The organism is Alcaligenes sp. SORT26 (assembly GCF_017377875.1).
Taxonomy (GTDB): Bacteria; Pseudomonadota; Gammaproteobacteria; order Burkholderiales; family Burkholderiaceae_B; genus Alcaligenes; species Alcaligenes parafaecalis.
Window position 1 is genome coordinate 1413545 of sequence record NZ_CP070975.1, and the last position, 24380, is coordinate 1437924.

At 55.7% G+C, this 24380-nt stretch carries 27 protein-coding genes; 5 read left to right on the forward strand and 22 right to left on the reverse strand.

The window, feature by feature from the left end:
* Nucleotides 1–4: 4 nt before the first annotated feature.
* The 3 genes from paaB to orn all read right to left on the reverse strand — a co-directional run bounded on the left by paaB (nt 5) and on the right by orn (nt 2209).
* Complete coding sequence (paaB, locus tag JYG33_RS06555; protein WP_153230488.1) at nt 5–289, reverse strand: 1,2-phenylacetyl-CoA epoxidase subunit PaaB; 285 nt, start codon at nt 287–289, stop codon at nt 5–7.
* A 94-nt stretch (nt 290–383) separates the two neighbouring features.
* Entirely contained in the window at nt 384–1376 is a 993-nt protein-coding gene (gene paaA, locus JYG33_RS06560) for a 1,2-phenylacetyl-CoA epoxidase subunit PaaA (protein WP_207875190.1), read from the reverse strand.
* A 287-nt stretch (nt 1377–1663) separates the two neighbouring features.
* Nucleotides 1664–2209: an oligoribonuclease gene (gene orn, locus JYG33_RS06565; protein ID WP_207875191.1), complete on the reverse strand. Its 546-nt coding sequence runs from the start codon at nt 2207–2209 to the stop codon at nt 1664–1666.
* Nucleotides 2210–2252: 43 nt separating this feature from the next.
* Here orn and JYG33_RS06570 point away from each other — a divergent pair, with 43 nt between their 5' ends.
* Nucleotides 2253–3500, forward strand: a complete 1248-nt coding sequence (locus JYG33_RS06570; protein ID WP_207875192.1) for a M48 family metallopeptidase — start codon at nt 2253–2255, stop codon at nt 3498–3500.
* Nucleotides 3497–4396, forward strand: coding sequence for a ribosome small subunit-dependent GTPase A (gene rsgA / locus JYG33_RS06575; RefSeq protein ID WP_207875193.1), 900 nt, complete (start codon nt 3497–3499; stop codon nt 4394–4396). The genes JYG33_RS06570 and rsgA overlap by 4 nt, the downstream gene beginning before the upstream one ends.
* Nucleotides 4397–4475: 79 nt before the next feature.
* Here rsgA and JYG33_RS06580 read toward each other — a convergent pair whose 3' ends face one another.
* Together JYG33_RS06580 and rplS are read right to left on the reverse strand one after the other, a co-directional pair.
* Complete coding sequence (locus JYG33_RS06580; RefSeq protein WP_207875760.1) at nt 4476–5147, reverse strand: CoA pyrophosphatase; 672 nt, start codon at nt 5145–5147, stop codon at nt 4476–4478.
* Nucleotides 5148–5300: 153 nt separating this feature from the next.
* Nucleotides 5301–5675, reverse strand: a complete 375-nt coding sequence (gene rplS, locus JYG33_RS06585) for a 50S ribosomal protein L19 (RefSeq protein WP_207875194.1) — start codon at nt 5673–5675, stop codon at nt 5301–5303.
* Nucleotides 5676–5951: 276 nt separating this feature from the next.
* On the opposite strand from rplS, the gene JYG33_RS06590 reads away from it, so the two are divergent.
* Entirely contained in the window at nt 5952–6227 is a 276-nt protein-coding gene (locus tag JYG33_RS06590; protein WP_207875195.1) for a biotin--protein ligase, read from the forward strand.
* Complete coding sequence (locus JYG33_RS06595) at nt 6224–6994, forward strand: biotin/lipoate A/B protein ligase family protein (protein ID WP_207875196.1); 771 nt, start codon at nt 6224–6226, stop codon at nt 6992–6994. Before JYG33_RS06590 ends, JYG33_RS06595 begins: the two co-directional genes overlap by 4 nt.
* A 33-nt stretch (nt 6995–7027) precedes the next feature.
* Here JYG33_RS06595 and JYG33_RS06600 read toward each other — a convergent pair whose 3' ends face one another.
* The 6 genes from JYG33_RS06600 to JYG33_RS06625 form a co-directional block, all read right to left on the reverse strand.
* Nucleotides 7028–7222, reverse strand: a complete 195-nt coding sequence (locus JYG33_RS06600) for a hypothetical protein (RefSeq protein ID WP_207875197.1) — start codon at nt 7220–7222, stop codon at nt 7028–7030.
* Nucleotides 7223–7533: 311 nt separating this feature from the next.
* Nucleotides 7534–8175: a peroxiredoxin gene (locus JYG33_RS06605; protein WP_207875198.1), complete on the reverse strand. Its 642-nt coding sequence runs from the start codon at nt 8173–8175 to the stop codon at nt 7534–7536.
* A gap of 186 nt (nt 8176–8361) precedes the next feature.
* Nucleotides 8362–10179: an acyl-CoA dehydrogenase gene (locus JYG33_RS06610; protein WP_207875199.1), complete on the reverse strand. Its 1818-nt coding sequence runs from the start codon at nt 10177–10179 to the stop codon at nt 8362–8364.
* A 109-nt stretch (nt 10180–10288) separates the two neighbouring features.
* Entirely contained in the window at nt 10289–11218 is a 930-nt protein-coding gene (locus JYG33_RS06615) for an electron transfer flavoprotein subunit alpha/FixB family protein (RefSeq protein WP_207875200.1), read from the reverse strand.
* The gene (locus JYG33_RS06620; protein ID WP_009456000.1) at nt 11219–11968 is read right to left on the reverse strand and encodes an electron transfer flavoprotein subunit beta/FixA family protein; all 750 of its coding nucleotides are present in this window, start codon (nt 11966–11968) and stop codon (nt 11219–11221) included. It lies immediately after the preceding gene.
* 85 nt (nt 11969–12053) lie between these two features.
* Nucleotides 12054–12932 (reverse strand): histone deacetylase family protein, encoded by an 879-nt coding sequence (locus tag JYG33_RS06625; RefSeq protein WP_243430289.1) that lies wholly within the window; start codon nt 12930–12932, stop codon nt 12054–12056.
* Between the two features lie 56 nt (nt 12933–12988).
* Here JYG33_RS06625 and mltB point away from each other — a divergent pair, with 56 nt between their 5' ends.
* Nucleotides 12989–14182, forward strand: a complete 1194-nt coding sequence (mltB, locus tag JYG33_RS06630; RefSeq protein WP_207875202.1) for a lytic murein transglycosylase B — start codon at nt 12989–12991, stop codon at nt 14180–14182.
* On the opposite strand, the gene cysM is transcribed toward mltB, so the two are convergent.
* The 11 genes from cysM to JYG33_RS06685 all read right to left on the reverse strand — a co-directional run bounded on the left by cysM (nt 14179) and on the right by JYG33_RS06685 (nt 24364).
* On the reverse strand, nt 14179–15084 hold the full coding sequence (cysM, locus tag JYG33_RS06635) for a cysteine synthase CysM (protein ID WP_207875203.1): 906 nt from the start codon (nt 15082–15084) through the stop codon (nt 14179–14181). The two genes, mltB and cysM, sit on opposite strands and share 4 nt — an antisense overlap.
* Nucleotides 15085–15183: 99 nt before the next feature.
* Nucleotides 15184–15570, reverse strand: coding sequence for a DUF655 domain-containing protein (locus JYG33_RS06640; protein WP_207875204.1), 387 nt, complete (start codon nt 15568–15570; stop codon nt 15184–15186).
* A 116-nt stretch (nt 15571–15686) separates the two neighbouring features.
* The gene (gene rfaD / locus JYG33_RS06645) at nt 15687–16685 is read right to left on the reverse strand and encodes an ADP-glyceromanno-heptose 6-epimerase (RefSeq protein ID WP_207875205.1); all 999 of its coding nucleotides are present in this window, start codon (nt 16683–16685) and stop codon (nt 15687–15689) included.
* Nucleotides 16682–17611 carry a D-glycero-beta-D-manno-heptose-7-phosphate kinase gene (gene rfaE1 / locus JYG33_RS06650; protein ID WP_207875206.1) on the reverse strand — a complete coding sequence of 310 codons (930 nt, stop codon included), beginning with the start codon at nt 17609–17611 and terminating at the stop codon, nt 16682–16684. Before rfaE1 ends, rfaD begins: the two co-directional genes overlap by 4 nt.
* On the reverse strand, nt 17608–18855 hold the full coding sequence (gene lapB / locus JYG33_RS06655; RefSeq protein ID WP_207875207.1) for a lipopolysaccharide assembly protein LapB: 1248 nt from the start codon (nt 18853–18855) through the stop codon (nt 17608–17610). Before lapB ends, rfaE1 begins: the two co-directional genes overlap by 4 nt.
* 16 nt (nt 18856–18871) lie before the next feature.
* Nucleotides 18872–19204: a lipopolysaccharide assembly protein LapA domain-containing protein gene (locus tag JYG33_RS06660; protein WP_207875208.1), complete on the reverse strand. Its 333-nt coding sequence runs from the start codon at nt 19202–19204 to the stop codon at nt 18872–18874.
* 114 nt (nt 19205–19318) lie between these two features.
* Entirely contained in the window at nt 19319–19678 is a 360-nt protein-coding gene (locus JYG33_RS06665; protein ID WP_026482971.1) for an integration host factor subunit beta, read from the reverse strand.
* A gap of 5 nt (nt 19679–19683) precedes the next feature.
* On the reverse strand, nt 19684–21402 hold the full coding sequence (gene rpsA / locus JYG33_RS06670) for a 30S ribosomal protein S1 (protein WP_207875209.1): 1719 nt from the start codon (nt 21400–21402) through the stop codon (nt 19684–19686).
* An 84-nt stretch (nt 21403–21486) separates the two neighbouring features.
* Nucleotides 21487–22164: a (d)CMP kinase gene (gene cmk, locus JYG33_RS06675; protein WP_207875210.1), complete on the reverse strand. Its 678-nt coding sequence runs from the start codon at nt 22162–22164 to the stop codon at nt 21487–21489.
* A complete protein-coding gene (aroA, locus tag JYG33_RS06680; protein WP_207875211.1) occupies nt 22161–23483 on the reverse strand; it encodes a 3-phosphoshikimate 1-carboxyvinyltransferase in 1323 nt (440 codons plus the stop codon). The genes cmk and aroA overlap by 4 nt, the downstream gene beginning before the upstream one ends.
* On the reverse strand, nt 23480–24364 hold the full coding sequence (locus JYG33_RS06685; RefSeq protein ID WP_207875761.1) for a prephenate dehydrogenase/arogenate dehydrogenase family protein: 885 nt from the start codon (nt 24362–24364) through the stop codon (nt 23480–23482). The genes aroA and JYG33_RS06685 overlap by 4 nt, the downstream gene beginning before the upstream one ends.
* Nucleotides 24365–24380: the final 16 nt, after the last annotated feature.

The following is a 24380-nucleotide window of genomic DNA, read 5'->3' on the forward strand; positions in this document are numbered from 1 at the left end:
ATTCCTACATATTGATGCCGTCAGGCATGGGGAAAAACGTAGGGTGACGATAGACCTTGGTGTTGGAAGGCTCGAACAGCGGGCCTTTGTCGCCAGGGCTGGACGCCGCGATATCTGCCGCACGCACAACCCAGATGCTCACGCCTTCGTTACGACGGGTGTAGACATCACGGGCATTGTTGATCGCCATTTCGGCGTCCGGAGCGTGCAGGCTGCCTACGTGTTTGTGGGCCAGGCCGTGCTGGCTGCGAATAAAGATTTCCCACAGGGGCCAATCGTTCTTGCTCATAACTGAAAATTCCTTGCTGTGCAGCGGCGCGGTCAAAGCGCCTGCTGCGAATCGGATCGAATCAGAAACCGTGCCGGTTTCTTAGCCTTATTGATCAGGCCACCTTGCGGACGGCTTCCTGCTTTTGGGCATGTGCCTCCAGGGCATCACGGAACCAGGCGCCGTTCTCGTGGGCCTGGACTCGAGCCTGGAGTCGCTCACGATTACAGGGACCGTTGCCCTTGATCACTGCCCAGAATTCTTCCCAGTCAATCTCGCCAAAGTCGTAGTGACCGCGCTCTTCGTTCCAGCGCAGATCAGGATCAGGAATGGTCAGGCCCAGGTATTCGGCCTGAGGCACGGTCTGGTCCACCATCTTCTGGCGCAGCTCGTCGTTGGAGAACAGCTTGATCTTCCACTGCATGGACTGGGCGCTATTGGTGGAGTCTGCGTCCGAAGGACCGAACATCATCAAGGCAGGCCACCACCAGCGGTTGATGGAATCCTGAACCATGGCCTTTTGCTCTGGTGTGCCGTGCAGGCACATCTGGATCAACAGGTCGTAACCCTGGCGCTGGTGGAAGGATTCTTCTTTACACACGCGCACCATGGCACGGGCGTAAGGGCCGTAAGAACAACGGCACAGCGGAATCTGGTTGATGATGGCCGAACCGTCGACCAGCCAGCCAACCATGCCAATATCGGCCCAGTTCAGCGTAGGGTAATTAAAAATGCTGGAGTACTTGGCTTTGCCCGACAGCAGGTCGTCGACCAGCTTGTCACGGCCTACGCCCAGTGTTTCAGCAGCGCTGTACAGATACAGACCGTGACCGGCCTCGTCCTGCACCTTGGCCATCAAAATGGCTTTGCGCTTGAGCGAGGGTGCGCGGGTAATCCAGTTGCCTTCAGGCAGCATCCCGACGATCTCGGAGTGCGCGTGCTGAGAGATCTGGCGCACCAAGGTTTTGCGATAGGCTTCGGGCATCCAGTCCCTGGCTTCGATGCGGACACCCTCATCGATGCGCTCTTGGAACCGACGTTCTTCGTCGGACATCTGCTCGATATCCTGGACCTGCTTGACGCCTGTCTCTACAAGTTGTGCATACATGACCATCCCCGGTAAGAGTGCAGAAAGCGCCAAACAAACTTTGTTTCGACGCAAACCATATACACTTCATTATTTAATACGAAAAATGTGATGTCAATCGCAAAACCGTATCATATGGCCTCAGAACAGATGCTTTAAGGGTAAATACTTAGACATAAAAAAACCGAGGAGCGACAAATCGCTATCCTCGGTTTTGATCCTGCCAATGCGTCTTTGCTCAAGGGCTGCAGACAGGTCGCAGACCATGCCTGGGCCAACGCAACATCCGCCTTGCCCCCCCTCTCCGTTTACAGGCGGATAAAGTGCTCGCGGTAGTGCTTCAGCTCGTCAATGGACTCGTAAATATCAGCCAAAGCCTCGTGGCGGCTTTGTTTGACGAAACTTTTAACCACTTCAGGCTTCCAACGCAAAGCCAGCTCTTTCAAGGTGCTGACATCCAGATTGCGATAGTGGAAGAAGGCCTCCAGACGAGGCATGTAGCGGTACATGAAACGACGATCCTGGCTGATGGTGTTGCCACACAAAGGGGACTTGCCAGCCGGCACGTGTTCTTTCAGGAACTCCAGCAACTGGTCCTCGGCCTGCGCTTCGGTCAGGGTGGACGCTTTGACCTTGTCGATCAGGCCACTACGACCATGCGTCCCTTTGTTCCAGGCATCCATGCCGTCGAGCAATTGATTGCTTTGATGAACCACCAGAACCGGACCTTCGGCCACCAGGGTCAAGTCTGCCTCTGTGACTACAACCGCAACTTCGATGATGCGCTCTTTGTCCGGATCCAGTCCCGTCATCTCCATATCGAGCCAGACCAGACGCTGTGTATGAACCGCCATATAATCATTCCTCAAAACGCCCATTTTACATATAGCCGCCTACATGCTGACCTTGTTGTTCATTATCTTTCTGCTTGCGGATGTTTTGCTGCGCTTTTATTTAGGCCTGCGGCAGATCCGGCACGTGTACCGTCATCAAAACGAAGTACCTGCCGAGTTTTCCGAGCGCATTGGCCTGCATAGCCACCAGCGCGCGGCGCGCTACACCATTGCACGCACCCGATTGGGCTTAAGCGAACGCCTGGTCGAAGCCATTGTCTTGCTGGGCTTTACGCTGTTGGGCGGCCTGGAATGGCTGGATATCGTCCTGAGCAACTGGATCAGCCACGAGTTACTGCGTCAACTGAGCCTGATTGGTGCCGTGCTGGCGATTATGGGGGTGGTTGGCCTGCCCTTTGCCTGGTATCGCAAGTTTGTGCTGGAAGCCCGTTTTGGCTTTAACCGCATGAAACCCGCCCTGTTTTTTGCAGACACCGCCAAAACCTTGATCATCGTGCTGATTCTGGGCACGCCCTTGTGCGCTGCCCTGCTTAGCCTGATGGCCTGGGCAGGTCCTGCCTGGCCCTGGTATGGCTGGGGCTTGTGGCTGGTGTTCAATTTGCTGGTGCTGTGGCTGTACCCACGCGTCATCGCCCCCCTCTTCAACACGTTCAAGCCGCTGGACGACGCCAGCTTGCGTGACCGCATTAATGCTCTGGCCCAACGCTGCGGTTTTCAGACCAATGGCTTGTACGTGATGGACGGCTCGCGCCGCTCGGCTCACGGCAACGCCTACTTCACCGGCCTGGGCCGCCAAAAACGGATCGTTTTTTTTGATACCTTGCTGAACAAGCTGCAGCCTGAGGAAGTGGAAGCCGTATTGGCCCATGAACTGGGCCACTTCAAGCATCGCCATATTCAACGTCGACTGCTGATCAGCGTTGTCACCTCGCTGATCTTTTTCCTGCTGGCAGGCTGGGCCTGGGGGCACGTCGACTTTTATACGGGCCTGGGTGTGATTCCTCAACTGGATCACGCCAATGATGCCCTGGCCCTGATTCTGTTCTTCATGGTGGTGCCCACCTTCACTTTCTGGATGGGCCCCTTGAGCGCCCTGCTGTCACGCCGTGACGAATATCAGGCGGACAGCTTTGCGGCCGAGCACAGCCAAGCCCAGGACTTGATCAGCGCCTTACTGAAACTCTATAACGACAATGCGGCTACCTTGACGCCCGACCCCATGCATTCTGCCTTTTACGACAGCCACCCCAACGCGATTGATCGCATCCGACACCTGAAAAGCCTGGCATGACATCCAAATACATTAGCGGTCTTGTGACTGCCGCCCACGGTCGCCACTACTTTGTCGAGCTGCCTGACGGAGAAACGATCAAGTGCTTTCCACGCGGCAAAAAAGCAGGCATCGCCGTTGGCGATCAGGTCGATGTGCTGATGCAGGCCAAGGGGGAAGGCTCTATTGAATCGGTACAGGAACGGCGCAATCTGCTGTATCGCTCTGACGATTTCCGCACCAAACAGTTTGCTGCCAATATCGACCAGCTTCTGATTGTGGTCGCGCCGGAACCGGCCTACTCCGAAGACTTGCTGGGGCGTGCCCTGGTGGCAGCCTGGAGCGTGGATATTGAACCGGTCATTATCTTGAACAAGGCCGATCTGGGCACCCATCTGGAACGAGCACGCAAGAAGCTGGCCCCTATTGCCGCTCTGGGTGTACCCATTCTGGAAATGGTCGCACTGGAGCCCGAACAGACCCGGCAAACCCTGGCACCTTGGCTGGCCAACAAACGCACCTTGTTGCTGGGGCAAAGTGGCATGGGTAAATCTACGCTACTCAATGCCCTGGTCCCGGATGCGGGGGCCTTGACCCAGGAATATTCCATCGCACTCGGAGCCGGTCGGCACACCACCACCAGCACCCGCCTGTACCACTTGCCCAATAGTGGCGACCTGATCGACAGCCCCGGCTTTCAAGCCTTTGGCCTGTCGCATATGACACAGGAAGATATTGCCCACGGCTTCCCCGATTTTCGGAAGGCGGTGGAATCCTGCCGTTTTTATAACTGTACCCACAGGCATGAACCGGGCTGCGGCGTACTGGCGGCTATCGAAGCAGGCAGCATTCACCCCGAGCGGCACGCGCTATACCAGCGCCTGCTGGCCGAGCACGAAAACAAGCCACGCTATTAAGAGAATAAGGGGCGAAGCAGAACGCCCCTTTTTTGTGAAGGCTAGGTCCGCTGCCAGAGCGCTCGCCTGACAGGCCTGTTTACAGGCCCTTGGCGCGTGTATCTCCACCCGCAGACAACTGCACCCAGGCAGCCGACAGGTGGTGGTAGAGATTGCGAATCAAGACCGCTGTGGCACCCCAGATAAAGTAGGGCCCCCAGGGGATAGAAAAGTAGTAGCGACCTGCCCCATCGGGCAAATCCGCGTGGTGCAATTGATGGCGCTGCGGGTCCAGCAAGACAGACAGTGGTACCTCGAAAACCTCGGCCACTTCAGAGCTATCGGGCAGTACCTGAAAACCTTCTTGCAGTTCGCCAATAATGGGGCGCATCGCAAACTGAGTGCTGGTCACAAAAATAGGATGCTGGCCCAGATAACGCACAAAGCGCGGTTCAATGCCGATTTCTTCCTGCGTTTCACGCAAGGCGGCTTCTACCGGCCCCAGATCCGAGGCTTCAATACGTCCACCGGGAAAACTGATCTGCCCCGCATGGTTGTGCAGGTGCATGGCCCGGCGCGTGAAAATGACAGTAGGCCCGTCCGGGCGCTGCATCACGCCAATACAGACGGCGGAGCGCACATTCATGGAACCGGGCAAGAAATCTGGATAAAAGGAGCTGCGAAACAAAGGCTCTACCTGCCACTGTATGGGCTGGGCAAAAGCACTGCGCAGAAAATCCAGTTGCTGGGCCTGAGCAGGCAAATCAGGCAAGGGGTCTAGAGCAACCAAGGGCTGGCTGCGAGGGTCGAATCCAGGAACGATAACGGGCCTGATACGAGGCTTATCCATATGAACTGGTATGTGATCCCACATAAAAACAAAGGCACCCGCCTGGGTGCCTTTGCATCGCTGTTCGCTTGGGAATTAGTTACCCGAACGACGAACGAGTTTTTCTTTGATGCGAGCGGCTTTACCCGAGCGTTCGCGCAGATAGTACAGTTTAGCACGACGCACAGCGCCACGACGCTTGACTTCGATGCTGGAGATCTGCGGGGAATAAAGCTGGAATGTACGCTCAACAGCTTCGCCAGAAGAAATCTTGCGAACGATGAAAGAAGAGTTCAGACCACGATTGCGACGGCCGATAACCACGCCTTCGTAAGCCTGGACACGCTTACGCGTACCTTCAACCACGTTTACGTTCACAACAACGGTGTCACCAGGACCGAACTCGGGAGGCAGTTTGCCACCGGTCAGGCGCTGGATTTCTTCTTGCTCAAGAATAGCGATCAAATCCACGATTAACTCCAAAACCATCGTATCAGCCGCACACACAATTAAAACAGCGCTGACAGAGGATGAAAAAATGATTAGCCCATGATTCTATCAGCAAAAAGCAGGAATTACCAAGCTTTTTGACAGATCAAGGCGTCGTTCAGGGGCGTTTAACTACGCTAAAATACGACACTTTGGGCATGGTGCCCCAGCATTAAACGCAGCACGAGTGACATTTTACTCGTGCTGCCCTCCCCCATTGCTTCCATGGGGGCCGACCTTATCAAAAGGACACAGTCTATGCATGCTGAATACAAAGTTCCTGGCGGCAAGCTGGTCGTGGTCGATCTGGACGTCAAAGACAATCTGATCGAACAAGCACGATTAAGCGGCGACTTTTTTCTGGAACCCCCCGAAGCGCTGGGCCTGATCAATCAGGCCTTGTTAGGCCTGTCCGTCAATAGCAGTGCTGAAGAAATTGCTGCTCACGTAAGCCGTGCCCTGCCTGCCGATACCGAAATGTTTGGCCTGGACCCGCAGGCCATTGGCGTGGTCGTGCGGAGGGCATTGGCATGATGAGCTGGAACGAGTTGCCCTGGGAGCTGGTCCATATGGAGCCACAACCGGCTGCCCTGCATATGGCACTGGATGAAATTATCACCCAAGAAGTCAGCGAAGGCACCCGCGCCCCCACCCTGCGTATCTGGGAATGGCAGGAAGCCGCGGTAGTGATTGGACGTTTCCAGTCCTTGCGTAACGAGATTGAAGCCGATGCGGCTGCCCATCATGGTATTCGAGTCGTACGCCGCATCAGTGGCGGTGGCGCCATGTTTATTGAGCCAGGCAACACCATTACCTATTCGCTCAGCGTGCCCAAGCAGTTTGTAGCAGGCATGACGTTTCAGGAGTCCTATGAGTTTCTGGATTCCTGGGTGATTGAAGCCCTGCGTGAAATCGGTATTGATGCCTGGTATCAGCCCTTGAACGACATTACCAGTGCCGGAGGCAAAATTGGTGGTGCTGCACAAGCACGTCGCGGCAATGCCGTTTTGCACCATGTGACCATGGCCTACGACATTGATGCCGACAAAATGCTGGAAGTCCTGCGCATCGGCAAGGAAAAGCTGTCGGACAAAGGCACAACCAGTGCCAAGAAACGTGTGGACCCTATCCGTAGCCAAACCGGCATGAGCCGCGAAGCAGTCATTGACGCCATGCTGGACGTATTCCGCAAGAAAACGGCACTGAAACCCAGCACACTGGATGCCTCTACATTGGAACGGGCCGAGAAACTGGCACGGGACCGCTTCCTATCGAACGAATGGACACAACTGGTGCCCTGATCGCCCTCTGAAGGGCAGCGTTGCAGTGCCGGTTCAGAACCCGCCCATGCTGCCCAGCCACAACAAGCCAGGAATGCTGGCACCCCACACAGCAACCAAACACACATCCATGACTTTGGCCTTCAAGGTCAGGGGTTTGGTGAACGGACCCGATGTCGCAGCAGAACGTACTGGCCCACGAAAACGTGGTGTGGCTTGAGGACGGTAATGGCGGCTTGGACTGGTCATGGTTAACTCCGTTTACTGTTTTCTTATACAGTACTGTACTTAAAACCAGCATCTAGTGCAATCAGTACCTGCAGTGATGTTGCGCCCACCCCACTGACAGGCTGAAACCCAGTCCTGACGCCATTCACAGCCAACTCCCCACCCAACCTGCCATGCCTTCCCGAATCATTGTCGGGGCTAAACAGTCATATTCACCCAGTACTTTATACAGTAGTTCTGTACAGCCACGCTCCCCATAACACCCACAAAAAAGCCCTCGTGCCGCTATGGCACGAGGGCTTTTTATCTGAACCCGAAGGCCCAGCTAATGCTTACTTGTTAGGCTGAGGCGTCACACGCAGGTAAGGACGGATCTCGGTAAAGCCTTTGGGGAATTTCTGCTTCAGAACTTCAGGATCTTTCAGACTAGGAACGATGATCACATCGTCGCCGTCTTCCCAGTTCACTGGCGTAGCCACGCTATGGCTGTCAGTCAGTTGCAGGGAATCGATCACGCGCAGAATTTCGTTGAAGTTACGGCCTGTGCTGGCTGGGTACGTAATGATCAGACGCACTTTCTTGGCAGGGTCGATGATGAACACCGAACGCACAGTCACGGTGGTGCTGGCGTTGGGGTGGATCATATCGTACAGATCCGACACCTTGCGGTCAGCGTCAGCCAGGATTGGGAAGTTAACGGTGGTCTTTTGGGTTTCGTTGATGTCATCAATCCACTTGCCGTGGGAATCAACATCGTCAACCGAAACGGCAATGACTTTTACGCCGCGCTTGGCGAACTCGTCCGCCAGTTTGGCGGTGTAGCCCAGTTCGGTGGTGCACACAGGCGTGAAATCGGCTGGGTGGGAGAACAAGACGCCCCAGCTATTACCCAAGAACTCGTGAAACTTGATGGTGCCAGCGGAGGATTTTTGTTCAAAATCAGGGGCCAGGTCACCCAGACGAAGTGTAGCCATTACGTTCCTCTTTTCTAAATGCAGCAGCGATTAGGAGATCACTGACTTAAATAATCAGGACTAGTCAGATGATTTTGTCAGTATAAAGAGTGCGTTTCAAATAATTAAAAGCTATATAAATATACCCAAAAAAGGCCCGGCAGCCAAAGAGGCGGCGCGGGCCTTTATGCCTTGCGGCTTGTCGACTTACAGCAGTTCAGTCGACAGGTAAGGAGTCAGCTCCACACCATCCGCCACAGACTGAGCCAAGGCACCGGCACGTGGCAGCAAGTGGCTGGCAAAGAACACGCTGGTCGACAGCTTGCGGCGCAGGAATGGATCCTGATTGCCTTCGCTCAATGCTTTTTCTGCAGCCAAAGCAGCACGAGCCATTTGCCAACCCGTCAGCACGTAACCGGACAGCATCAGGAATGGCACGCTGCCCAGGAATACCGCGGACAGGTCTTTCTGAGCGTTCATCAAGGTGAACATGGCCGCACGTTCCACGCTCTTCACACCTGCTTCCAGGCGATCAGCGATCAAGCTCAATGCAGCTTTGTGCTCACCGCCTTGAGCAGCGCGTTCACGCAGCTTGGCAACGGTTGCACCCAGCTCTGGAGCCAGACCCTGGATCACAGCACCTGCATCACGCAGCACCTTGCGACCGATAAAGTCGTTGGCCTGAATCGCTGTGGTGCCTTCGTAGATAGGCAGAATGCGAGAGTCACGGTAGTGCTGAGCGGCGCCCGTTTCTTCGATAAAGCCCGTACCACCATGCACCTGCACGCCCAGAGAAGTCACTTCCAGGGACATTTCAGTGCTGAAACCCTTGACCACAGGCACCAGGAACTCATACAGAGCCTGATAACGCTTGCGAGCATTTTCGTCTGCGCTGTGACGTGCCTTGTCATTTACACCGGCGGCAAAGTAAGCCAGCGCACGGGAGCCTTCAGTCAAAGCACGCATTTGAACCAGCATGCGCTGCACATCAGGGTGATGGGCGATGGAAACGGCTTTACCGCCCGTCAGGGGAGCACCCTGCACACGGTCGTTCGCGTATTCAACCGCTTGTTGCAAAGCACGTTCAGCCACAGCGATACCCTGCACGCCCACAGCGTAACGGGCTGCGTTCATCATGATGAACATGTACTTCAGGCCTTCGTTTTCCTTGCCGACCAGGTAGCCAACAGCGCCCTCGCCTACATCGCCCTTGCCCGAACCGTACAGCAGCACAGCAGTTGGGCTGCCGTGAATGCCCAGCTTGTGCTCCAGCGACGCACACCAGACATCGTTACGCTCACCCAGAGAGCCATCGTCCTTGACCATGAACTTGGGCACGATGAACAGCGAGATACCCTTCACACCGGCAGGCGCATCAGGCGTGCGGGCCAGCACCAGATGGACGATGTTCTCGGCCATATCGTGCTCACCGTAGGTGATGAAAATCTTTTGACCGCTGATACGGTAGCTGCCGTCATCCTGAGGAACGGCACGGCTGGCAACCTGGGCCAGATCCGAACCGGCCTGAGGCTCGGTCAAGTTCATGGTGCCAGTCCAGCGACCTTCCATCAAAGGCGGCAGGAAACGTTCTTTCTGTTCGTCCGAGCCGACCATGGACACGGCTTCGATCACGCCGTCAGTCAGCAAAGGACACAGGGAAAAAGCCAGGTTGGCGGCATTGATGTTTTCACATGCCACAGCACCAATCAGCTTGGGCAGGCCTTGGCCACCCAGCTCGGCTTCGTGTTGCAAGCCTTGCCAACCGGCTTTTGCAAATTCTTCAAAGGCTTTTTTAAAGCCGGGTGTGGTGGTGACCACACCGTCATTCCACTTGGCGCCATTCTGATCACCGGCGCGGTTCAAAGGTGCTACTTCCTGCTCAACGAAGCGGGCGTTCTCATCAATAATGGCATCGATCAACTCGGCCGAGAAATCCTCAAAGCCAGGCAATTCCAGCACACCAGGTAGATCAGCCAGCTCTGTAAGTGCAAAGCGGATGTCTTGGGTGGGTACACGATACGTCATGAACACTCCTACACAGAAACAAAAAGGACCGAAGCCACAATCAGGCCCCCAGGATATATACGTACTGAAAAAAAGCCTGCTGGAGAAACCCCAGCAGGCCGATTGACGCTTAGAGCGCTTTTTCTAACTCAGGCACGGCTTCAAACAGATCCGCAACCAGACCGTAGTCGGCCACGCCAAAAATAGGCGCTTCTGGATCTTTATTGATAGCAACAATCACTTTGGAATCTTTCATGCCAGCCAAGTGCTGAATGGCACCGGAGATACCGACGGCCACATACAACTGAGGAGCCACGATCTTGCCTGTCTGCCCCACCTGCCAGTCGTTCGGCGCATAGCCAGCGTCAACAGCCGCACGCGAAGCGCCCAATGCCGCACCCAGCTTGTCTGCCAGACCGTCCAGCAACTTGAAGTTTTCGGCACTGCCCATACCGCGGCCACCGGAAACCACGACACCTGCACCGGCCAGTTCTGGGCGGTCGCTCTTAGCCACTTCACGGCTGACAAAAGTCGAACGGCCCGAATCAGCCACAGCGCTCAGTTCTTCAACCGCGGCGCTACCACCTTCAGCGGCAACAGCGTCAAATGCGGTGGTACGCACGGTGATCACTTTAACGGCATCGCTGGACTGAACCGTTGCCACCGCATTACCGGCATAAATAGGACGGGTGAAGGTATCAGCCGACTCCACGGACAAAATGTCCGACAGTTGGGCAACATCCAGCTTGGCCGCAACGCGAGGAGCAATATTCTTGCCCGAAGCGGTAGCGGGGAACAGGATGTGGCTGTAGCCGGATGCAATGGCCAGCACTTGAGCAGCCACGTTTTCAGCCAGGCCTTCAGCCAATGCGGGGCCATCAGCCAACAGTACTTTGCTGACACCCTGGGCTTTGGCAGCCGCCTGGGCCACGCCAGCAGCCTGGTTACCTGCGACCAGAACATGCACATCACCGCCGATTTTCTGAGCGGCAGCCAGAGCGTTGAGCGTTGCAGCCTTGAGCTGCTGATTATCGTGCTCGGCAATAACAAGGATAGCCATTTAAATCACCTTCGCTTCGTTCTTCAGTTTCTCGACCAGTGTCGCTACGTCGGGCACCATGATGCCAGCGGCACGAGCTGGGGGCTCTGTCACTTTCAGCGTTTTGATACGGGGAGCCACATCAATGCCCAGCTCTTCAGGAGTCAGGGTTTCCAAGGGCTTTTTCTTGGCCTTCATGATGTTGGGCAGGGTCACGTAACGAGGCTCGTTCAAGCGCAGGTCGGTGGTGATCACGGCGGGCAGGCTCAGTTTCAATGTTTCCAGGCCGCCGTCCACTTCACGAGTGACCGACACGCTGTCGCCCGAAACTTCAACCTTGCTGGCGAACGTGGCTTGTGGCCAGTCCAGCAGCGCAGCCAGCATCTGGCCGGTTTGGTTGGCATCGTCATCAATGGCTTGTTTGCCCAGGATCACGAGTTGAGGCTGCTCTTTGTCCACCACGGCCTTGATCAGCTTGGCCACGGCCAAAGGCTGCAATTCTGCGTCGGTTTGCACCAGGGTGGCCCGATCCGCACCAATGGCCAAGGCCGTGCGCAGCGTTTCCTGGCTTTGTGCAACGCCGCAAGAAAGCGCGATCACTTCAGTGGCTGCACCGCTTTCTTTGAGGCGAGTGGCCTCTTCGACAGCGATTTCGTCAAAGGGGTTCATGGACATTTTCACATTGGCAATGTCCACCCCGGTTTGGTCAGATTTCACGCGTACCTTGACGTTATAGTCAACTACGCGTTTCACGGGTACTAACACCTTCATGTAATGTTCTCCAGTGCAGTCTTAAATAAAAATTGTTCTGTTGAAATAAGGCTTTAGAAGAATTCCAAAGCCCGGAGCCACTTGCCTAAAGCCCGGCAAGGGCCCTGATGTGGGCCACCACGCTGCGTCCCAGGGACGAGGGATCGTACCCCCCTTCCAGCATACTGACCAGACGTTGTCCGGCACTAGGCGCACAGGCTTGAACCACCATCTCGGTCAATTCCGCATAATCGGCTTCCACCAGGCTTAACTGTCCCATCTCGTCTTCGCGGTGAGCATCAAAGCCTGCCGAGAAAAAGACCATTTCAGGGGCAAACGCCTCTATGCGGGGCAAACAAAGCTGTTTGAACAGATCGATAATCTGCGCAGACTTGGTGTAAGCCTCAACCGGTATATTTACCATGTTTTGCGCCGCCGGGTCCTGAAAGGAATCAGGAAAAAACGGGGACTGAAAGAAACTGCACATCAGAACCCGCTCGTCACCGGCAAAAATCTGTTCGGTCCCATTGCCGTGATGCACGTCAAAATCGACGATCAACACGCGCTTGAGATCATATTTTTCCATCGCATAGGCCACGGCCACCGCGATATTGTTGAAAAAACAAAAACCCATCGCCCGAGCCCGTTCGGCATGATGTCCGGGGGGCCGCACTGCACAAAAAGCACCGGTCGCTCCCTCGTTCATGACGCCATCGACCGCATCCAGACCCGCCCCGGCAGCGGCATAGGCCGCTTCCAGGGTATAGGGATTCATCAGGGTGTCAGGATCGATATTGAAATACCCCTGCTTGGGCAATTGCTCTTTGAGCTTTTGCAGATAAGCAGCATCATGCACCCGCAGGATATCCTCATCCGTCGCCAGCCGAGCTTGCCGCTGGGCCAGATAGGATGCCAGACCGCTGGATAGCAGTTGATCGTTTATGGCATCGAGTCGCTGCGGACTTTCCGGATGCCATCGACCCATCTCATGCAAATGGCACGATGGATGGATAAAATATAGTGTCTCCATGAGGATGGATTATGTTCAGACCCACTCGAATTTTGCAAGCAGTACTGATCGCGCTGAGCACTGCCGGCTGCGCCACAACCACCACCCAAGCCCCGGCCTTGGACTCCAAACCCAGTAAAGACGCGGCTTCCCAAGCCTCTTCAAAAAAACCAACGATCGTCGCCATCAAGGCTTTGGACGAGCCGGTGTCCATTCAGGCCGGTGAATCTCGCTCCGGACGGACACAATTTTTTAAATTAAACGGTGAATTAAACGATGACATTGCGGCCTATGCCCAAGAAGTGGCAAGTGCACGCAAGATTCCATTGGATCTGGTCACCGATATTTTGCAGCAGGCTCAATATAACGAGACCGCTGCCAAATTAATGCGCCCTACAAAAGGTCGTATCAAGCGCAGTTGGGTCACGTACAAGCAGCGCAATGTGGACCCTGCCCGTATTCAGGGTGGCGTCCAGTTCTGGCAAAAACACCGTCTTGCCCTGGACCAGATCTCCCAGACCTACGGTGTACCCCCGTCTATTATTGTGTCGATTCTGGGAGTGGAAACCGTCTACGGCAAAATCATGGGAGACTTCAAGGTACTGGATGCCTTGTTTACCCTGGGCTTTGCGTACCCGGATGACAGCCGCCCCGAACGCGGCCAATTATTTCGCGATCAACTGGCTGACCTGATCGAGCTGCACTATCAAGGGGAACTGGATGCTCGTATTGTTCAGGGTTCGTTTGCTGGCGCGATGGGCATGTCCCAATTCATGCCAGGCAGCCTGATACGGTATGCAGTAGACGGTGACGGCGATGGTCGAATCGACCTGCGCAATAATCCGACTGATGCAATGGCCTCGATTGCCAACTTCTTGCGCGCCCATGGCTGGGAGCCCGGCCTGCCAGTCTTTGCCCCGGCCCAGCTTAGCAATGCCAATAAAGGCATGGTCGATGGCGGCATCTACCCCAAACTGAACTGGACACAGTTGCAAGCGGCCGGAGCCAGCGTAAAAGGCCAGAGCCAGAATACTGGCCCCTGGCAGCAGGCTCAACTAGGCGTCGTGAACCTGGTGGACGAACCGCGCAACACGACAGAATATCGCCTGGGTACGCCCAACTTCTTTGCCATTACCCATTACAACCGCAGTTATTTTTATGCCAGCTCGGTGGCAGATCTGGCCTCCGAACTGGCTAAACAAATGGGCTATGGCGACCCTAATTAATTAAAGATACCGGTAGACAAGTAGCGGTCGCCACGGTCGCACACAATAAAAACGATCGTGGCGTTTTCTACGCGCTGAGCAACGCGCATGGCGGCAACCAGTGCCCCACCCGAAGAAATACCAGCACAGATCCCTTCTTCAGCGGCCATACGACGCGTCATGATCTCGGCCTCTTGCTGACCAATTTCCTCGAACATATCCACTTTGGACGGATCGTAAATCTTGGGCAGATACGCCTCAGGCCATTTACGAATACCGGCAATCTGCGCACCGGGCGCAGGCTGTGCACCCACCACCACAATGCCACTGTTCTGGCTGCGCAAGTAGTTACCTACACCCATGATGGTGCCGGTCGTCCCCATGGCGCTGACAAAGTGAGTGACCTGGCCGTCGGTCTGCTGCCAGATTTCCGGACCGGTGCTGTGTACGTGAGCTGCCGGGTTGTCCATATTGGCAAACTGATCCAGCACCTTGCCCTGCCCTTCGGCCTGCATCTTCATGGCCAGATCTCGGGCATACTCCATGCCGCCTTGATCCGCTGGTGTCAGAATCAGCTTGGCACCGTAAGCGGTCATGGAAGCGCGACGCTCCAGCGACAGATTGTCGGGCATGATCAAAATCATTTTGTAGCCACGCACGGCCGCAATCATGGCCAAGGCAATACCTGTATTACCACTGGTAGCCTCGATCAAGGTGTCTCCCGGCTTGATGTCACCGCGGCGCTCGGCCTCTTGAATCATGGAGCTGGCTGCACGGTCTTTCACCGAACCGGCGGGATTATTGCCTTCCAGTTTGGCCAGCAAGACATTACCGCGTGCCTGCCCAAACTCGCCGGGGATACGCTGCAAGCGCACCAAGGGGGTTTGGCCAACGGTATCTTCAATGGTGGGATAATTTTTCATCGATCAATCTCTTACCTTGAGCAAGAAGGCAGCCAGCTCACACTGACTGCCCATGCAGACTAAACAAACTACTAGCTTAAAGCGAGTCTACGCCCAGAGCTACGGCTTTCTTCTTATATCCGCGTCGGCCGTATTGGAAACTGCTTTGGTGGCGACTTTGGCTGGCTCCACTTTCAAGCCGGATTGCTCCATCGTAATGATCTTTTTCGCGCCTATGCCTTTGACGCGATCCGCCAGATCCTGAAGAGAGTCAAAAGGACCACCACGCTGACGCTCTTCCAGAATCAATTCCGCTGTACGAGGGCCTATGCCTTTAATCTGCTGCAGTTGCTGAGCATCTGCAGAATTCAAATCCACTGCAGCCGCCAGCCCGAACGGCCCTAACAAACATAGCGCCAGCAAGAACCGCAGCACAGATCCGCGCCAGCCTTGCATCAAGGACAAGCGACGAGGGGTGTCAAAGGAAAATTTCAAGCAGGTAGACATGATAAAGGCTCCTTGGAAAGAAGCCTTTATGGTGCTGCCTGCGGGATCACAACGCCTGTTGGAAGACAGCGTTTAGCCATGCGTGGCAGCCCGCATGGACTTTATCGTCCGAATACTTAGCGCAAAGCCCCCGACTGCAGCAGACGACGTACATACTCGGCCACGCCAGTCTGTACATCATGGAAAGGTTTGTCGTAACCAGCAGCCCGCAACTGAGTCAGATCCGCTTGCGTATGGCTTTGATAGCGACCTTTCAGATCATCCGGGAACGGGATGTATTGCAGGAACTGCTGCGTCACCAGGTCTTCCAATGGCAAAGCGGCCAAGCCGTCATGCTCACGCAAGGTATTGACGACCGTCTGGGCCACATCATTGAAAGGCTGGGCACGACCCGAACCGCAGTTAAATACACCGGACTGATTGTCCTGACCCAGGAAATGCAGGTTTACCGATACAACATCATCAATAAAGACGAAGTCACGTTGCTGACCACCATCCACATAACCATCCCAGCCGCCAAACAGCAGCACATGGCCATCACGGCGGTATTGCAGCATATTGTGATATGCCACCGACGCCATGCGACCTTTGTGCTGCTCTTGTGGACCATAGACGTTGAAGTAACGCAGGCCCACCACCGGCGCACGCAGGCTATCCAGATGACGACGCAGTACCTGATCAAACAGGAACTTGGAGTAACCATAGACGTTCAAGGGCGCTTCATTGCTCAGATCTTCGGCATACAGCGGACCCGCACCATAAACAGCGGCCGACGAGGCGTACAACAAGGGGATACGCTTGGCCTGGCAATACTCGAAGATTTCCAGCGTCACGCGGTAGTTGTTGTCCATCATGAACTGACCATTGCGCTCGGTGGTATCCGAACATGCGCCCTGATGCAGAACCGCTTCAATATTGGAAAACTCGTCCCGAGCCAGACGGGCACGGAAATCGTCCTTATCCATATAGTCAGCAATTTGGCCATGCACCAGATTGACGAACTTGTCGCCATCACTCAGATCGTCCACTACCAGAATATCGGTCACACCCTGCTGGTTCAGACCCTTCACCAAATTGCTGCCAATAAAGCCAGCGCCACCGGTCACTACGATCATGCCAATTCCTTTGCCGTCACAATGGACGTACCCAATTTTCCGACTACGATACCGCCCGCACGGTTTGCCCAGCGCATGGCCTGCAACCAATCCAGGCCCGCGGCTCGCATTACCGCCAGCGTCGCCAATACCGTGTCCCCTGCACCGGAGACATCAAACACTTCTTGTGCCTGAGCATCCACATGCTCACGCCCCTGTTCGGTGAACAAGGTCATGCCTTGTTCGGAACGGGTGATCAGCAGGCATTCCAGATTCAGCTTGCGACGCAAATTCTGGGCACGCTGCATTAAATCGTCTTCATCTTTCCAGGCCCCTACGGCTTCCTGCATTTCCGAACGGTTCGGTGTCAGGATAGTGGCGCCCTGATAGCGCTCGTAGGTCTTGCCTTTGGGGTCGACCAAAACGGGAATATTCTTCGAGCGTGCCAAGGCAATCAGGCTTTCAACCTGCGCCAAAGCCCCTTTGGCGTAATCAGACAGAACCAGCACCTGATGCTGATCCAGCAGGTCGCTCATGTTTTGCTGTAGCTGCTCCAGAGCGCCGTCAGCGGGGCTTTCTTCAAAGTCCACCCGCAACAACTGCTGCTGACGACCTAGTACCCGCAACTTCAAGGAAGTAGGCATCAGAGGGTCTTGCACCCAGTGGGCCTGAACATGGTCGGCTTTCGCCAGATCTTGCACTGTCTTGCCTGCTTCGTCCTGCCCAATCACGCCCAGCAAGCTGGCTTGAGCACCCAAAGCGGCGATATTGCGTGCCACGTTGGCCGCACCACCCAAACGATCTTCCACGCGGCCCATCTTGACCACAGGAACAGGCGCTTCGGGGGAGATACGATCCACATCGCCGAACCAGTAACGATCCAGCATGACATCGCCCACGACCAGCACACGGCTGGCAGCAACGGCTTCACCAGGAAACGTCATCATTTCAACTCCTCAAGACGTCGAGGAGCATAGGTTTCCCAGGAGTTGCAACCGGGACACTGCCAGTAAAAATGGCGTGCCTCAAAGCCGCAGGAACTGCAGGAATAACGATCCAGACGCTGGGTGTGTCGATGAATCAAAGAGCGCAGCAGGCTTAGATCGGCCCCTGCAATAATCTGGTCTACGCCGACGGCATCCACACCCTCGACACCCTCTTTGTTTTGCCCTTGATCCTGAAGTTCGACCTCCAGCATCTTGTCCAGACCCAACAAGGAAGGATGAGCGCGCAGGGCATCACGCGCAAACGCCCAGGCCTGCAAATGGCCTTCCTGTTCACGCAGAACACGGAACAGCACATTGAAAATATCCAGGCTGGGGTGCTGCTGATAATGGCTGCGCAACATGGCAACGCCTTCTTCAGCACGACCCAGCTTGCGGTAGCTGTCCAGCAGCTCCGTGGCGTACAGGCCCACATATTCTGGAGCACTGCTCAAAATGGAGACCAGGTAAGCACGCTCTTGCTCGCTCTGCCCTTGCATCCGGGCCACGCGAGCACGCAAACCGGCGACCCGAGCCTGAGATGCGTACATACCTTGACCAGTCCCCAGTTTGCGAATGGCATTATCAGCCTCATCCAGCGCTTTGGCGGCGCGATCAAAATCCGGCTGCTTGCCCTGCAAGGCCCCTTCGGCCTGCTCACACTGGTAATGCACCAGTTGCGGCACGGGTTCGTCGACCAAGGCGCGCAAGCGGCGCACCGCTTCAATGGCACGTGGCCAATCGTGCTCGGACTCGTAAATACGGATCAGGGCGCGCATGGCAGGAATGGCAAAACGGGTTTCGCGCACTGCCTCAAAAGCGGCCTCCGCCCGATCCAGCATGCCTGCTTTCAAAAAGTCCTGGGCGATCTGGAACTGGGCGTTTTCACGGTCAGCAACGGGCAAGTCTGCCCGCGACAACAAACTTTGGTGCACACGAATGGCACGTTCCATTTCGCCACGACGACGAAACAGGCTGCCCAGCGCAAAGTGCAGCTCGGTGGTTTCAGGGTCCAGCTTGGCCACTTCCACAAAGGCGTCAATGGCACGATCCGGCTCTTCGTTGAGCAGGAAGTTCAAACCCTTGAAGTAGGAATCCGGCAAGGTACGGGTTTCGGACATCATTTGCCGAAAGTCCACCCGCGCCGCGACCCAGCCCAAGGCAAATAGAATTGGTACAAAAACCAACCACCAGGTTTCAAAATCCACTGCTTACTCCAACGGCTTACAAAGGCGCCAAGGGGGCGACGGTCTCGGGCGCAACGGCTGCCGTATTCACGGGCGCTTGCTGCATTTGCTCCAGCCTGTCTTGCAGACGGTCCATTTCGCGACGCAAGCGGTTGACCTCGCGACGACGACGCATCACAGCACCGACCATCAGAAGCAGTCCCAACACCAAGCCTAAAATGAACGCAGCCAGCATCACGACGATCAGTGGAACGTCTTGAATAATATGCTCGGCAAAAAAGCTGACCTGCACGGGCTCCGTGTTCTTGAGTGCAAACAGCAGCACGATCACAAAAACGAGCAGACGCAATACCCAGACTAGATAGCGCATTATTAGGGCTCCAACAGTGTTTTTATAATGTCTGATTGTACGTGCAAGCGGAATTTAGCGCACACGCAAAACAGGCCCTAAAAAGGGCCTGTGTAATCAGTGTGCAAGTAGGTCTTAACCGTGACGGACTCTTGCATTGAGCTGCTCGAAGGCAGACGACTGGTCGTCTGCTTCGATTTGCTCTTGCTCAAGAAAGACAGAATCAACTCGCTCGCGCAATTCTTTACCGGCTTTGAAGTGCGGCACCTGTTTACCAGGCACCATCACTTTCTCACCCGACTTGGGATTGCGCCCTACCCGCGGCGAGCGGGTAGAGAGCGAAAAACTGCCAAACCCGCGGATTTCGATCCGTTGACCACTGGCCAAGGCCTGGGTCATTGAATCCAAAACCGTTTTCACGGCGAAATCCATGTCGCGCAGAGCCAGCTGCGGATAGCGGCTGGCCAACAGCGCGATCAGCTCAGACTTTGTCACGCTGATTAACCGTCGTCACGTTGCTGCTGGTCCAGCTTGGCACGCAGCAGAGCACCCAGGTTGGTCGTACCGGACGAAGCGCTAGCTTCGGTCAGACGGGCCATGGATTGAGCGGTTTCGGCGGTATCACGTGCCTTGATGGACAACTGAATCGAACGGGTCTTGCGATCCACGCTCAAGATCATGGTGTCGATTTCCTGACCTTCTTTCAGTGCGGTCGTAGCGTCTTCCACACGGCCCGAGGAGATCTCGGAAGCACGCAGGTAGCCTTCAACGTCCAGCGACAGCGTTACAACAGCACCCTTAGGCTCAACCGACTTGACGACGCCGTTTACCACAGCACCCTTGTCGTAGGTGGCTACGAAGTTGTTGAACGGATCGCCTTCCAGTTGCTTGATGCCCAGGGAAATGCGCTCTTTGTCGGTGTCGATACCCAGAACCACGGCGTCAACTTCGTCGCCCTTCTTGAAGTTGCGAACGGCTTCTTCGCCAGTCTCGGACCAGGACAGGTCGGACAGGTGAACCAGACCGTCGATGCCGCCAGGCAGACCAACAAACACGCCGAAGTCGGTGATGGACTTGATGCCACCGCGAACCTTGTCGCCGCGCTTGAAGTTGATGGCGAAATCTTCCCATGGGTTGGCACGGCACTGCTTCATGCCCAAGGAGATACGACGACGATCTTCGTCGATTTCCAGAACCATGACTTCGACTTCTTCACCCAAGGTCACAACCTTGCGTGGGTCGACGTTCTTGTTGGTCCAATCCATTTCGGATACGTGAACCAGGCCTTCGATACCGTCTTCCACTTCAACAAATGCACCGTAGTCGGTCAGGTTGGTAACCTTGCCGAACAAACGGGTGTTTTGTGGGTAGCGACGTGCCAGGCCGATCCATGGATCTTCGCCCAACTGTTTGACGCCCAGGGAGACACGGCTCTTTTCTTGATCGAACTTGAGAACCTTGGCTTCGATTTCCTGACCCACCTGCAGAACTTCGGATGGGTGACGAACACGGCGCCAGGCCATGTCGGTGATGTGCAGCAGACCGTCGATGCCGCCCAGATCCACGAACGCACCGTAATCGGTGATGTTCTTGACGATACCTTTGACGATAGCGCCTTCGGACAGGGTTTCCAGCAGTTTCTGACGCTCTTCGCCCATGGAGGCTTCCAGCACAGCGCGACGCGACAACACGACGTTGTTACGCTTGCGATCGAGCTTGATAACCTTGAATTCCAGGGTCTTGCCTTCGTATGGCGTGGTGTCCTTGACAGGACGCAGATCAACCAGCGAACCAGGCAAGAAGGCACGGATGCCGTTGGTCATGACAGTCAGACCGCCCTTGACCTTACCGGTGATGGTACCGTTGACCAGCTCGCCGGACTCAAGCGCTTGCTCGAGGGACAACCAGGCCGACAGACGCTTGGCGCGGTCGCGGGACAGGATGGTGTCGCCGTAGCCGTTTTCAAAGGCATCGATTGCCACGGAAACAAAGTCACCAGCTTGAACTTCCAGTTCGCCCTGATCGTTCAGGAACTCTTCCAGAGGGATCAGTGCTTCGGACTTCAGGCCAGCATTGACCAGCACGTAGTTGTGGTCAATACGCAGAACCTCGGCGGAGATAACTTCGCCGCTTTTCAGGTCTTGGTTTTTAATGCTTTCTGCAAACAAATCGGCAAAACTTTCGCCGCCCGTTGCGTCTGTGTGAAGGTTAGTGGACATTAAATCAATCCGTTAGCCAAAATGGCCATAAAAAACACACCAGGCAGAACCCGGTGGAGTGAACAAAGCCCGATCAGCACGGGATTAGGCTGTCGGGACCGCAATACCCGACCAAAGGTCGAGCACCTTATTTACAACTTCCTGGATGCTGAGCTGGGAAGAATCCACAATGTGGGCACCCTGCGCAGGCACGAGCGGGGCATGGGTTCGAGAACGATCACGTTCGTCGCGCGCACGCAAGTCCGCCAAAAGACTCGTAAGATTAGCAGAAATACCCTTTTCGCTCAACTGTTTACAGCGTCTTTGGGCTCGCACTTCGGCATCTGCCAGCAAAAATATCTTTAAAGGCGCATCCGGGAACACAACTGTGCCCATATCGCGCCCATCGCCCACCAAACCGGGTGCAACGCGAAAATCCCGCTGCCGTTGCAAAAGTGCCTCACGCACCAGCGGCAAGGCGGCTACTTGCGAAGCCAGATTGCCCACCTCTTCCTGGCGGATGGCATCGCTGACATCATCGCCATCCATGTAGATATGGGGGTAGTCAAAACGCACATTCAGGTTCTGGGCAGCGTGCTGGACCTGAGCCTCGTCCTGCACATCAACGCCATGACGCAAGCAGGACAAGGCTGTCAGGCGATACAAGGCCCCGCTATCGAGCGTATGCCAACCCAGTTTCTGCGCCACCAGCGAGGCAATGGTGCCTTTACCGGAAGCGGTCGGACCATCAATGGTAATGACGGGAATGGTTTGTTCGGTCATGCCTGCACCAATTGTTCAAAAACAGAAAAATACTCGGGGAAGGTCTTGCTGACGCAGGCGGGGTCCAGAATAGTAATCGGCACCGGGCCAAAACTGGCTAATGAAAAGCACATGGCAATGCGGTGGTCATCATAGGTCTCAATGCTGGCCGAACGCCATTGATCAGCAACAATAGGATGGACTGTCAGCCAGTCCGGGCCAGACTCCACGGTCGCACCCAGCTTGCGCAACTCGGCCTGCATGGCATCAATACGATCCGTTTCCTTGACCCGCCAGCTCGCGATATTACGCAAGGTGCAAGGACCATCGGCGAACATGGCCATGGCAGCGGCAGTCATGGCGGCATCAGGGATGTGATTGAAGTCCAGATCAAAGGCTTTCAGCTTGTCGCCCTGCGCCACACACAGGCCCGAGACGATCAGCTCATTGGCATGGCGCTCGATACGAGCCCCCATGGCCTCGGCCACATCGGCAAACTGGATATCGCCTTGCAGGCTTTCTGTTCCCACGCCCTGAATACGCAGTGGGCCACCGCCAATCGCTCCCAGCGCAATGAAGTAAGAGGCAGAGGAAGCATCGCCTTCCACCACATACAAACCGGGGCTGACATAGGCGGCATCAGCCGCTACGGTAAAACTGCTCCACCCATCCCGATCCACCTGCACGCCAAAGCGCGCCATCATGGCCAGGGTGATTTCAATATAGGGTTGGGAGATCAGCTCCCCTTCCACCTCGATGCGCAAGGGCTGTCCGGTACGGGCGGTCAATAAGGGGGCGGCCATTAACAAGGCCGTCAGGAACTGACTGGACACCGAGCCTTTTACCGAAACCCGACCTTGATCTGCCTGAGCCAACTCACCAATCGCCAAGGGCGGATAGCCTTCCGCACCCAGATACTGGACATCGGCACCCAGACTGCGCAAGGCATCTACCAGATCACCGATAGGACGCTCGTGCATACGGGTAATGCCACTCAGATTGAAGCGGCCACCCATCAGAGCCAAGGCGGCAGTCAGAGAACGAAAGGCCGTACCCGCATTACCCAAGAACAGATCCGCATCGCGATGTGCAAAGGGGGCACCGCCGTCAATCACGACCGTACCCTGCCCCAGATCCTGTACCGCCACGCCCATTTGCTGCAAAGCAGCCATCATGACACGCGTGTCATCAGAGTGCAGCAAGCCCTCCAGACGCGTTTGCCCTTGAGCCAAGGCGGCTAACAACAGGGCTCGATTGGAAATACTTTTGGACCCTGGCAAGGACAGTTGTCCGCTGGCACGACTGACGGGATTCAAAACAAGACTGTCGCTCTGGCTCATTGCAAACCACTCCTACTTGCCCAAAAACGGCGCGCCAAAGCAGCGCGCTCCAAGAATTCGTATAAAGCCTGGCCGTCCTGATTCTGCAGAGCCTGCTCTGCCTGATCCAAAGCCTGACGTACTTCCTGTAACTGACCTAATACGGCCTCGCGATTGCTCAGGAAAATATCACGCCACACCTCCGGCGAACCGGCAGCAATACGGGTGAAATCCCGAAAGCCCGTCCCCGCCAAGGCGAAGCGTTGATCCGAGTTCGCACTGGAGGCCACCTGCCACATAAAGACCGAGGATAGAAAATGCGGCACATGGCTGACCGAGGCCAGCACTTCATCGTGGGTCGCCGGGTCCATCAACATGACCCGCGCCCCGCAGGCTTCCCACACGGCAATCAAGCGTTCGCGCGCGCTGGCGCTGTTTTCTTCCAGGGGAGTCAAAATGACATTGCGGCCATCATAGAGATCGGCACGCGCCGCTTCTGGCCCTACTGTTTCCGCACCCGCAATGGGGTGGCCGGGAACAAACTGGCCGATACGATCACCCAGCGCGTCACGCGCCACACTGACCACATCCACTTTAGTGCTGCCGGCATCGCTGATCAGAGTGTCGTCGCGCAGATGGGGACGTAAAGTTTTCAGTGCCGAAGCCATTGCGCCAATAGGCGTAGCCAGCACAATCAGGTCTGCTTGTTGGGCAGCTTGTTCAAGCGTGGCGACCTCGTCGATCAGGCCCAGCTCCTGGGCGCGTCGCAGGCTTTTTAGCTGGCGACCTACACCCAGCACTTTCCCTACAGCCCCAAAGCGCTTGAGCGCCAAAGCCAAAGAGCCGCCAATCAAACCGACTCCGACGACCGCCAGCACCGGAACCAAAGGCGGCGGCGCCATAGTTTCTGATGACGCT

Excerpts from the sequence above, each read along its gene's own strand:
- paaB (WP_153230488.1), bottom strand. The coding sequence starts at position 289 with ATGAGCAAGAACGATTGGCCCCTGTGGGAAATCTTTATTCGCAGCCAG.
- paaA (WP_207875190.1), bottom strand. The coding sequence starts at position 1,376 with ATGTATGCACAACTTGTAGAGACAGGCGTCAAGCAGGTCCAGGATATC.
- orn (WP_207875191.1), bottom strand. The coding sequence starts at position 2,209 with ATGGCGGTTCATACACAGCGTCTGGTCTGGCTCGATATGGAGATGACG.
- JYG33_RS06570 (WP_207875192.1), top strand. The coding sequence starts at position 2,253 with ATGCTGACCTTGTTGTTCATTATCTTTCTGCTTGCGGATGTTTTGCTG.
- rsgA (WP_207875193.1), top strand. The coding sequence starts at position 3,497 with ATGACATCCAAATACATTAGCGGTCTTGTGACTGCCGCCCACGGTCGC.
- JYG33_RS06590 (WP_207875195.1), top strand. The coding sequence starts at position 5,952 with ATGCATGCTGAATACAAAGTTCCTGGCGGCAAGCTGGTCGTGGTCGAT.
- JYG33_RS06595 (WP_207875196.1), top strand. The coding sequence starts at position 6,224 with ATGATGAGCTGGAACGAGTTGCCCTGGGAGCTGGTCCATATGGAGCCA.
- JYG33_RS06600 (WP_207875197.1), bottom strand. The coding sequence starts at position 7,222 with ATGACCAGTCCAAGCCGCCATTACCGTCCTCAAGCCACACCACGTTTT.
- JYG33_RS06605 (WP_207875198.1), bottom strand. The coding sequence starts at position 8,175 with ATGGCTACACTTCGTCTGGGTGACCTGGCCCCTGATTTTGAACAAAAA.
- JYG33_RS06610 (WP_207875199.1), bottom strand. The coding sequence starts at position 10,179 with ATGACGTATCGTGTACCCACCCAAGACATCCGCTTTGCACTTACAGAG.
- JYG33_RS06615 (WP_207875200.1), bottom strand. The coding sequence starts at position 11,218 with ATGGCTATCCTTGTTATTGCCGAGCACGATAATCAGCAGCTCAAGGCT.
- JYG33_RS06620 (WP_009456000.1), bottom strand. The coding sequence starts at position 11,968 with ATGAAGGTGTTAGTACCCGTGAAACGCGTAGTTGACTATAACGTCAAG.
- JYG33_RS06625 (WP_243430289.1), bottom strand. The coding sequence starts at position 12,932 with ATGGGTCGATGGCATCCGGAAAGTCCGCAGCGACTCGATGCCATAAAC.
- mltB (WP_207875202.1), top strand. The coding sequence starts at position 12,989 with ATGTTCAGACCCACTCGAATTTTGCAAGCAGTACTGATCGCGCTGAGC.
- cysM (WP_207875203.1), bottom strand. The coding sequence starts at position 15,084 with ATGAAAAATTATCCCACCATTGAAGATACCGTTGGCCAAACCCCCTTG.
- JYG33_RS06640 (WP_207875204.1), bottom strand. The coding sequence starts at position 15,570 with ATGTCTACCTGCTTGAAATTTTCCTTTGACACCCCTCGTCGCTTGTCC.
- rfaD (WP_207875205.1), bottom strand. The coding sequence starts at position 16,685 with ATGATCGTAGTGACCGGTGGCGCTGGCTTTATTGGCAGCAATTTGGTG.
- rfaE1 (WP_207875206.1), bottom strand. The coding sequence starts at position 17,611 with ATGATGACGTTTCCTGGTGAAGCCGTTGCTGCCAGCCGTGTGCTGGTC.
- JYG33_RS06660 (WP_207875208.1), bottom strand. The coding sequence starts at position 19,204 with ATGCGCTATCTAGTCTGGGTATTGCGTCTGCTCGTTTTTGTGATCGTG.
- rpsA (WP_207875209.1), bottom strand. The coding sequence starts at position 21,402 with ATGTCCACTAACCTTCACACAGACGCAACGGGCGGCGAAAGTTTTGCC.
- cmk (WP_207875210.1), bottom strand. The coding sequence starts at position 22,164 with ATGACCGAACAAACCATTCCCGTCATTACCATTGATGGTCCGACCGCT.
- aroA (WP_207875211.1), bottom strand. The coding sequence starts at position 23,483 with ATGAGCCAGAGCGACAGTCTTGTTTTGAATCCCGTCAGTCGTGCCAGC.
- JYG33_RS06685 (WP_207875761.1), bottom strand. The coding sequence starts at position 24,364 with ATGGCGCCGCCGCCTTTGGTTCCGGTGCTGGCGGTCGTCGGAGTCGGT.